At 63.6% G+C, this 8,767-nt stretch carries 8 protein-coding genes and 1 pseudogene; 3 read left to right on the top strand and 6 right to left on the bottom strand.

All coding sequences use genetic code 11. From position 1 onward, the window contains the following. Positions 1–136, bottom strand: a pseudogene (locus tag B3E94_RS16805) (sulfate adenylyltransferase small subunit); the annotation flags it as partial. Positions 137–392: 256 nt separating this feature from the next. Continuing rightward, positions 393–1,151, bottom strand: coding sequence for a Nif3-like dinuclear metal center hexameric protein (locus tag B3E94_RS16810; protein WP_176512331.1), 759 nt, complete (start codon positions 1,149–1,151; stop codon positions 393–395). A gap of 158 nt (positions 1,152–1,309) precedes the next feature. Here B3E94_RS16810 and algW point away from each other — a divergent pair, with 158 nt between their 5' ends. After that, complete coding sequence (algW, locus tag B3E94_RS16815; RefSeq protein WP_176512329.1) at positions 1,310–2,470, top strand: Do family serine endopeptidase AlgW; 1,161 nt, start codon at positions 1,310–1,312, stop codon at positions 2,468–2,470. Positions 2,471–2,602: 132 nt separating this feature from the next. On the opposite strand, the gene B3E94_RS16820 is transcribed toward algW, so the two are convergent. From B3E94_RS16820 to B3E94_RS16835, 4 genes are all read right to left on the bottom strand, one after another. Beyond that, complete coding sequence (locus B3E94_RS16820; RefSeq protein WP_003251792.1) at positions 2,603–3,367, bottom strand: amino acid ABC transporter ATP-binding protein; 765 nt, start codon at positions 3,365–3,367, stop codon at positions 2,603–2,605. A gap of 10 nt (positions 3,368–3,377) precedes the next feature. Beyond that, complete coding sequence (locus B3E94_RS16825) at positions 3,378–4,475, bottom strand: amino acid ABC transporter permease (protein ID WP_286914399.1); 1,098 nt, start codon at positions 4,473–4,475, stop codon at positions 3,378–3,380. A 10-nt stretch (positions 4,476–4,485) separates the two neighbouring features. Next, on the bottom strand, positions 4,486–5,664 hold the full coding sequence (locus B3E94_RS16830; RefSeq protein WP_286914401.1) for an amino acid ABC transporter permease: 1,179 nt from the start codon (positions 5,662–5,664) through the stop codon (positions 4,486–4,488). Positions 5,665–5,731: 67 nt separating this feature from the next. Continuing rightward, positions 5,732–6,760: an amino acid ABC transporter substrate-binding protein gene (locus tag B3E94_RS16835; protein WP_176512323.1), complete on the bottom strand. Its 1,029-nt coding sequence runs from the start codon at positions 6,758–6,760 to the stop codon at positions 5,732–5,734. 333 nt (positions 6,761–7,093) lie between these two features. On the opposite strand from B3E94_RS16835, the gene B3E94_RS16840 reads away from it, so the two are divergent. Both B3E94_RS16840 and B3E94_RS16845 read left to right on the top strand, forming a co-directional pair. Then, on the top strand, positions 7,094–7,750 hold the full coding sequence (locus tag B3E94_RS16840; protein ID WP_176512321.1) for an alpha/beta hydrolase: 657 nt from the start codon (positions 7,094–7,096) through the stop codon (positions 7,748–7,750). Positions 7,751–7,850: 100 nt separating this feature from the next. Continuing rightward, a partial coding sequence (locus B3E94_RS16845; RefSeq protein ID WP_286914403.1) for a DEAD/DEAH box helicase occupies positions 7,851–8,767 on the top strand: 917 nt, incomplete at its 3' end.

Below are 8,767 nucleotides of genomic sequence, written 5' to 3' on the forward strand. Positions count from 1 at the left end.
CCAGGTGCAGCATCACGGCGGAGTCCTTGCCGATCGAGTACAGCATCACCGGGTTGTCGAACTCGGCGGCCACCTCGCGGATGATGTGGATGCTCTCCGCCTCCAGCTGTTTCAAGTGCGTCAGTTTGTCGACCATGGCTACTCACGAAAAACGATCTTATGGACGGCCAGCGGGCCGTGTTCGAGCGAGCCACTTTATCACAGCGGCTGATTCTATTTAGGCGGCGGGCTAGATCGAAAAAGTCTAACGATATGACTGGGGGTTTGGCTGCTAAAGGCCCGCCCTGCGGCCCAATCGCCGGCAAGCCAGCTCCCACAGATTCACCACAAACCTTGAACGCTGCAGTGTTCCTGTGGGAGCCGGCTTGCCGGCGATAAGGCCGAAACAGGCCTCAGATCGGATTCGGGCAATCGATGAACAGGTGCTCCAGGGCAAAGCGCCGCGCCAGGTAATCGCCCAGCGCCTGCACGCCATAGCGCTCGGTGGCATGGTGCCCGGCGGCGATGAAGCTGACGCCGTTCTCGCGGGCACTGTGGTAGGTCTGCTCGGACGCCTCGCCGCTGATGAACAGGTCCACCCCGGCAGCGATGGCGGTGTCGATATAACCCTGCCCGCCGCCGGTACACCAGCCGACCCGGCGGATCATCTGCTCGCCTTCGACCAGCAGCGGCTCACGGCCCATGACGTCCTGCACGCGGCGGGCGAAGTCGCGCGCGGTCATCGGCTCGGCCAGCGAACCGACCAGGCCGACCACCTTGGGGTTGGCAGGGTCCAGCGGCCCTTCCACGGTGATGTCCAGCTGGCGAGCCAGCTGCACGTTGTTGCCCACTTCCGGGTGAACATCCAGCGGCAGGTGAAACGCCAGCAGGCTGATGTCGTGCTTGAGCAGGGTCTTCAGGCGGCGCTGCTTGATCCCGGTGATGCACGGGTTCTCGCCCTTCCAGAAATAACCGTGGTGCACCAGCACCAGGTCGGCCTCGGCCTCGACCGCGGCATCCAGCAGCGCCTGGCTGGCCGTGACCCCGGAAACGATGCGGCTGACCTGGGGCCGGCCCTCCACCTGCAGGCCATTGGGGCAGTAATCCTGGATCTTCGCGCTGGCCAGGTAGCGCTCGGCTTCCTCGACCAGGGTATTGAGGGCGACAGCCATGGAAAATCTCCTCGAAATCTGCACGTTCAACGGGAACAACGCCCGTATAATGGCCGCCATTATGGGCCGTCGCCGGCGTTGGGGAAACCGGTGTATGATCGCGCGCGCTTGCGCTCTGGCGCGTCACTCCGGCCCTTGCCCACTCCCAGGATTCGTTCATGTTCAAGGCTTTGCGTTATTTTGGCTGGCCCCTGCTTACCGGCGTTTTGATCGCCATGCTGATCATCCAGCGTTTCCCGCAATGGGTCGGCCTGCCCAGCCAGGACGTCAACCTGCAACAGGCACCGCAGACCACGAAAATCATGCAGGGCCCGGTGTCCTATGCCGACGCCGTGACCCTGGCCGCGCCGGCGGTGGTCAACCTGTACACCACCAAGGTGGTCAACAAGAGCGCCCACCCGCTGTTCGAAGACCCGCAGTTCCGCCGCTTCTTCGGTGACAACCTGCCCAAGCAGCGGCGCTGGGAATCGAGCCTGGGCTCGGCAGTGATCATGAGCCCCGAGGGCTACCTGCTGACCAACAACCACGTCACCAGCGGCGCCGACCAGATCGTGGTGGCGTTGAAGGACGGCCGCGAAACCCTGGCCCGGGTGATCGGCAGCGACCCCGAGACCGACCTTGCGGTGCTGAAGATCGACCTGAAGAACCTGCCGGCCATCACCATCGGCCGCTCCGACAACATCCACATCGGCGACGTGACCCTGGCCATCGGCAACCCCTTCGGCGTCGGCCAGACCGTGACCATGGGCATCATCAGCGCCACCGGCCGCAACCAGCTGGGCCTGAACAACTACGAAGACTTCATTCAGACGGATGCGGCGATCAACCCGGGCAACTCCGGGGGTGCGCTGGTCGATGCCAACGGCAACCTGGTGGGCATCAACACCGCGATCTTCTCCAAGTCCGGCGGCTCCCAGGGCATTGGCTTCGCCATCCCGGTCAAGCTGGCGCTGGAGGTGATGAAGTCGATCGTCGAGCATGGCCAGGTGATCCGTGGCTGGCTGGGCATCGAAGTGCAGCCGCTGAGCCAGGAACTGGCCGAGTCGTTCGGCATGCAGGGCCGCCCGGGCATCGTGGTGGCGGGGATCTTCCGCGACGGGCCGGCGCAGAAGGCCGGCTTGCAGTTGGGCGATGTGATCCTGAGCATCAATGGCGAGCCGGCTGGCGATGGGCGCAAGTCGATGAACCAGGTGGCGCGGATCAAGCCCAACGAGAAGATCACCATCGAGGTGATGCGCAACGGGCAGCAGCTCAAACTGGTCGCCGAGGTGGGGCTGCGGCCGCCGCCGGCGCCGGCGGCCACGCAAGAAGAGAAGTAAAGATCGGGGCTGCTTTGCAGCCCTTCGCGGGGCAAGCCCGCTCCCACAGGTACACCGCTGATCCATAGGCCTGCGCTATACCTGTGGGAGCGGGCTTGCCCCGCGAAGGGCCGCAAGGCGGCCCCAACAGCATCAATGCAGGATCTGGCTCAGGAACAACTTGGTCCGATCACTGCGCGGCCGGTCGAAGAAGTCATCCGGCGCCGCCTGCTCCACGATCTCCCCCTTGTCCATGAAGATCACCCGGTTCGCCACGGTGCGGGCAAAGCCCATCTCGTGGGTCACGCAGAGCATGGTCATGCCGTCTTCGGCCAGGCCCACCATGGTGTCCAGCACTTCCTTGACCATTTCCGGGTCGAGCGCCGAAGTCGGCTCGTCGAATAGCATGATCTTCGGCTTCATGCACAGCGCCCGGGCAATCGCCACGCGCTGCTGCTGGCCACCGCTCAACTGCCCCGGGTACTTGTGCGCCTGCTCCGGAATGCGCACCCGCTCCAGGTAGTGCATGGCAATTTCCTCGGCCTTGCGCCGCGGCATCTTGCGCACCCACATGGGCGCCAGGGTGCAGTTTTCGAGGATGCTCAGGTGCGGGAACAGGTTGAAGTGCTGGAACACCATGCCCACCTCGCGGCGGATCGCTTCGATCTGCTTGAGGTCGTTGGTCAGCTCCACCCCATCGACCACGATGCGGCCCTGCTGGTGTTCCTCCAGGCGGTTCAGGCAACGGATGGTGGTGGACTTGCCCGAGCCGGAAGGCCCGCACAAGACGATACGCTCACCCTGACGCACGTTCAGGTTGATGTCCTTGAGCACATGGAACTGGCCGTACCACTTGTTCACGCCCTGCATCTGGATGATGCCTTCGGGGCCGGCAGGCTGCTTGATCGCTTCACTCATTTGGAGACTCCTAACGCTTGTGGCCAGTGTCCAGCTTGCGCTCCAGGTGCATGGAGTAGCGGGACATACCGAAACAGAAAATCCAGAACACCAGGGCCGCGAACACATAGCCCTCGGTCGCCATGCCCAGCCAGGCCGGGTCGGCCGCAGCCTGCTTGACGCTGTTGAGCAGGTCGAACAGGCCGATGATGATGACCAGGCTGGTGTCCTTGAACAGGGCGATGAAGGTGTTGACGATGCCGGGGATCACCAGCTTGAGCGCCTGCGGCAGGATCACCAGGCCCATCGAGCGCCAGTAGCCCAGGCCCATGGCCGCGGCAGCTTCGTACTGGCCCTTGGGGATGGCCTGCAGGCCGCCGCGCACCACCTCGGCGATGTACGCCGACTGGAACAGGATCACCCCGATCATCGCCCGCAGCAGCTTGTCGAAGCTCATGCCCTCAGGCAGGAACAGCGGCAGCATCACCGACGACATGAACAGCACGGTAATCAGCGGCACGCCGCGCCAGAACTCGATGAAGGTCACGCACACCACCTTCACCGCCGGCATCCGCGAACGCCGCCCAAGGGCCAGCAGGATGCCAAGCGGCAAGGCACCGACGATGCCCACGGTGGCGATCACCAGGGTCAGCATCAGCCCGCCCCACTGGCTGGTGGGCACGGTGTCCAGGCCCAGGTAGCCGCCGTGCAGCAAGGTGTAGGCCAGCACCGGGTACAGCACCAGAAAGCCCAGGCCGTAGAGCGCCTTGCGCTGGAAGCGCTTGATGAACAGCGGCGCGGCGCCCAGCACGGCCAGCCACACGGTCAGGTCCACGCGCCAGCGCAGCTCCACCGGGTAGTAGCCGTACATGAACTGGCCGAAGCGCTGCTGCACGAACACCCAGCAGGCGCCCTGCTTGGTGCAGTCGGCGCGGGTGGTACCGACCCAGTTGGCATCGATGAACGCCCACTGCACCAGCGGCGGCACGATCAGCCACACCAGGTACAAGGCGAACAGGGTCAGCAAGGTGTTGAGCCAGCTGGAGAACAGGTTGGCCCGCATCCAGGCGAGCACGCCGACGGTTTTCACCGGTGGCGGCATGTCAGGTTTGAAAACATGGGCATTCACGGGCGTATCCTCACCGCTCGATCAGCGCAATGCGCTTGTTGTACCAGTTCATCAGCAGCGAAATGCTGATGCTGATGGCGAGATAGACACTCATGGTGATGGCGATCACCTCGATGGCCTGGCCGGTCTGGTTGAGCACGGTACCGGCGAACAGCGAGACCATCTCCGGGTAGCCGATACCGGCCGCCAGCGACGAGTTCTTCGCCAGGTTCAGGTACTGGCTGGTCAGCGGCGGAATGATCACCCGCAGGGCCTGGGGGATGATCACCTTGCGCAGCGTCGGGCCTTCGCGCAGGCCCAGCGAGCGGGCGGCTTCGGTCTGGCCATGGCTGACCGAACGAATACCCGAGCGCACGATTTCGGCGATGAACGCGGCGGTATAGATAGTCAGTGCCAGGGTCAGCGCCAGCAGTTCGGGTATCAGCACCCAGCCGCCGACGAAGTTGAAGCCCTTCAGTTGCGGCACTTCCCAGTGCACCGGGCTGCCGAACAGCAGCACGCAGGCCCCTGGAATCACCAGCAGCAGCGCCAGGCCCACCCAGAACTTGTGGAACGGCTTGCCGGTTTCGTTGAAGCGCTTGTTGGCGTAACGCACCATCGCCACGATGGCCGCGATCGCCAGCACCACGGCAACCACGAACGGCCAGAAGCCCTCGGCCATCGAGGCGCCCGGCATGTTCAGGCCACGGTTGCTGATGAAGAAGGTGTCGTCGATGTTGATGCTGCCCCGCGGCCCCGGCAGGGTCAGGAACACGGCGAAGTACCAGAACAGGATCTGCAGCAGTGGCGGAATGTTGCGGAAAGTCTCGACATAGACCGTCGCCAGCTTGTTGATCATCCAGTTCGGCGACAACCGCGCCACCCCGATGACAAAGCCGAGGACGGTCGCCAGGATGACGCCGATGAAGGTGACCAGCAGGGTATTGAGCAGGCCGATGACGAACACCCGCGCGTAGCTGTCGGACTCCACATACGGGATCAGATGCTGGGCGATGCCAAAGCCGGCACTGCGCTCGAGGAAGTCGAAGCCGGAGGTGATGCCCCGGTGTTGCAAGTTGGTTTGCGTGTTGTGGAACAAGTACCAGCCCAGGCCCACCACCAAGAGGATGGTGAGGATCTGGAACAGCCAAGCGCGCACACGCGGGTCGTTAAGGGAAAGCCCCTTTTGTGCGCCGATTCGATTTTGCATGAAGTGCCCCGGACAGTAGGGATTCGAACAGCCTGCGGCGGCGGGATGCCGCCGCAGGGTGCAACCATCAGCGCACAGGTGGCGCGTACTGGATGCCGCCGTTGTTCCACAGGGCGTTCATGCCACGGTCGATCTTCAGGTCAGTGCTCTGGCCCAGGTTCTTCTCGAACACTTCGCCATAGTTGCCGACTTGCTTGACGATCTGCACCACCCAGTCTTTGGGCAGCTTGAGGTCCTTGCCGTATTCACCGTCAGCCCCGAGCAGGCGGGCAACGTCCGGGTTCTTGGTGGCCTTGGCCTCGGCCTCGACGTTCTTCGAGGTAATGCCCGCCTCTTCGGCGTTGAGCATGGCGAACAGGGTCCACTTGACGATGCTGAACCACTCCTCGTCGCCCTTGCGCACCACCGGGCCCAGCGGTTCCTTGGAGATGGTTTCCGGCAGCACCACGTAGTCGGTTGGCGTGGCCAGCTTGGAGCGCTGGGCGAACAGCTGCGACTTGTCCGAGGTCAGCACGTCGCAACGGCCGGACTCCAGCGACTTGGCGCTTTCGTCGGAGGTGTCGAAGGTGATCGGGGTGTACTTCAGGTTGTTGGCGCGGAAGTAGTCGGACACGTTCAGCTCGGTGGTGGTACCGGCCTGGATGCAGATGGTCGCGCCATCGAGCTCCTTGGCACTGGAAACACCGAGCTTCTTGTTGACCAGGAAGCCCACGCCGTCGTAGTAGGTGACGCCAGCGAACACCAGGCCCATGCCGGCATCGCGCGAGCTGGTCCAGGTGGTGTTGCGCGACAGCACGTCGACTTCGCCGGACTGCAGCGCGGTGAAGCGCTCCTTGGCGTTGAGCTGGCTGAACTTGACCTTGCTGGCGTCGCCGAACACGGCAGCTGCCACGGCGCGGCAGACATCGGCATCGATGCCGACGATCTTGCCCTGCGCATCAGGTACCGAGAAGCCTGGAAGACCATCGCTCACGCCACACTGGACGAAGCCCTTCTTCTTTACCGCATCGAGGGTGGCGCCGGCCTGGGCAGTGCTCACGGCGCCCAGTGCGGCGGCAGCGGTCAGGACTGCCAGGGTGGTTTTCAGCATCTTCATTCACAACCTCCAAATCGCTCTTGTTGTATTGAGCCGGAATTGCACCGCACCCTTATGAGGCGCATCCGACCCGTGTTGGCTTGTTATTGGGTCAATTGGCGCAATGGGCCGTTCTATGACAGCCTTCGCTTACAAAGGGTGTTACCGTCTGGGTTTGCCCCTTCGTATCGAATGTTTCATAGCAAAGCGCGTACCACAATCGAAGGCTGGAGCGTTTAAGCACGCGTCAAGTACCGAAACTTGTATCGTTGCGACATTCTTTTTCCGACAATTAATTCCCACGCCTCTTTTTCAAGCACTTAACAACAAGGCACGCACACTTTCGGAGCAGTCATGACCAACCCGCTGATTCTCGAACCGCAGAAAACCGCAGACGCCTGTGTGATCTGGTTGCACGGCCTGGGGGCCGACCGTTACGACTTCCTACCGGTGGCTGAATTCATGCAGGAACGACTGCTCAGCACCCGCTTCATCATGCCCCAGGCGCCGACCCGCCCGGTGACCATCAATGGCGGCTATGCCATGCCCAGCTGGTACGACATCAAGGCCATGACCCCGGCCCGTGCCATCGACGAAGCGCAGCTGGACGAATCGGCCGACCAGGTGATCGCCCTGATCAAGGCCGAACAGGCCAAGGGCATCAGCTTGTCGCGGATCTTCCTGGCCGGCTTCTCCCAGGGCGGCGCGGTGGTGCTGCACACGGCCTATATAAAGTGGCAGGAAGCACTGGGCGGGGTGATCGCCCTGTCCACCTACGCGCCCACCTTCAGCGACGGCCACCAGCTCAGCGCCTGCCAGCAGCGCACCCCGGCCCTGTGCCTGCATGGCGTGCACGATTCGGTGGTGATCCCGGCCATGGGCCGCACCGCCTTCGAGTACCTGAACACCTGGGGCATCGCCGCCCAGTGGCACGAGTACCCGATGGAGCATGAAGTGGCCGTCGAGGAACTGAGCGACATCCACGACTGGCTGAGCAAGCAGTTGCAATAAGCAGGCTCGCCTGTAGTTGTAGGAGTATTCCGCTACGCCGCGCCCGGATCTTGCATTACACTGCCGGGCGTACATTCCTTAACCAGTTGACGAGACGACCGTGCTCAAGGCACTCAAGAAAATATTCGGCAAGGGAGACGCCGCGCCTCAGGCCGTCGCTCCTGCTGCCAGCGTCACGCCGCCTGCGCCTGCCGCAGCCCCCGCGGCCCAGCCTGAGCCTCAGCGCCAGCCCGCCCCCGGCAAAACCAGCGTCAAGGCCGAAACGCCCGCCACCGCACCTGCCGCCGAGAAACCGGCCAAGGACAAACCGCGCCGCGAACGCAAGCCCAAGCCCCAGGCCAGCCTGTGGAAGCCGGAAGACTTCGTGGTCGAGCCGCAGGAAGGCAAGACCCGCTTCCATGACTTCAAGCTCTCCGACGAGCTGATGCATGCCATCCACGACCTCGGTTTCCCGTACTGCACGCCGATCCAGGCCCAGGTGCTGGGTTACACCCTGCGCGGCCAGGACGCCATCGGCCGCGCCCAGACCGGCACCGGCAAGACCGCCGCCTTCCTCATCTCGATCATCTCCCAGTTGCAGCAGACGCCGCCACCCAAGGAACGCTACATGGGCGAACCGCGCGCGCTGATCATCGCGCCGACCCGCGAGCTGGTGGTGCAGATCGCCAAGGACGCCGCGGCCCTGACCAAGTACACCGGGCTGAACGTGATGAGCTTCGTCGGCGGCATGGACTTCGACAAGCAGCTCAAGGCCCTGGAAGCGCGCCACTGCGACATCCTGGTGGCCACCCCGGGCCGCCTGCTGGACTTCAACCAGCGCGGCGAGGTGCACCTGGACATGGTCGAGGTGATGGTGCTGGACGAGGCCGACCGCATGCTCGACATGGGCTTCATCCCCCAGGTTCGGCAGATCATCCGCCAGACCCCGCCGAAGAGCGAACGCCAGACCCTGCTGTTCTCCGCCACCTTCACCGACGATGTGATGAACCTGGCCAAGCAGTGGACCACCAACCCGGC

Source organism: Pseudomonas sp. UBA6315, assembly GCF_002438125.1.
Taxonomy (GTDB): domain Bacteria; phylum Pseudomonadota; class Gammaproteobacteria; order Pseudomonadales; family Pseudomonadaceae; genus Aquipseudomonas; species Aquipseudomonas faucium.

Coding starts and splice junctions, on each gene's coding strand:
- B3E94_RS16810 (WP_176512331.1), bottom strand. CDS start 1,151: ATGGCTGTCGCCCTCAATACCCTGGTCGAGGAAGCCGAGCGCTACCTG.
- algW (WP_176512329.1), top strand. CDS start 1,310: ATGTTCAAGGCTTTGCGTTATTTTGGCTGGCCCCTGCTTACCGGCGTT.
- B3E94_RS16820 (WP_003251792.1), bottom strand. CDS start 3,367: ATGAGTGAAGCGATCAAGCAGCCTGCCGGCCCCGAAGGCATCATCCAG.
- B3E94_RS16830 (WP_286914401.1), bottom strand. CDS start 5,664: ATGCAAAATCGAATCGGCGCACAAAAGGGGCTTTCCCTTAACGACCCG.
- B3E94_RS16835 (WP_176512323.1), bottom strand. CDS start 6,760: ATGAAGATGCTGAAAACCACCCTGGCAGTCCTGACCGCTGCCGCCGCA.
- B3E94_RS16840 (WP_176512321.1), top strand. CDS start 7,094: ATGACCAACCCGCTGATTCTCGAACCGCAGAAAACCGCAGACGCCTGT.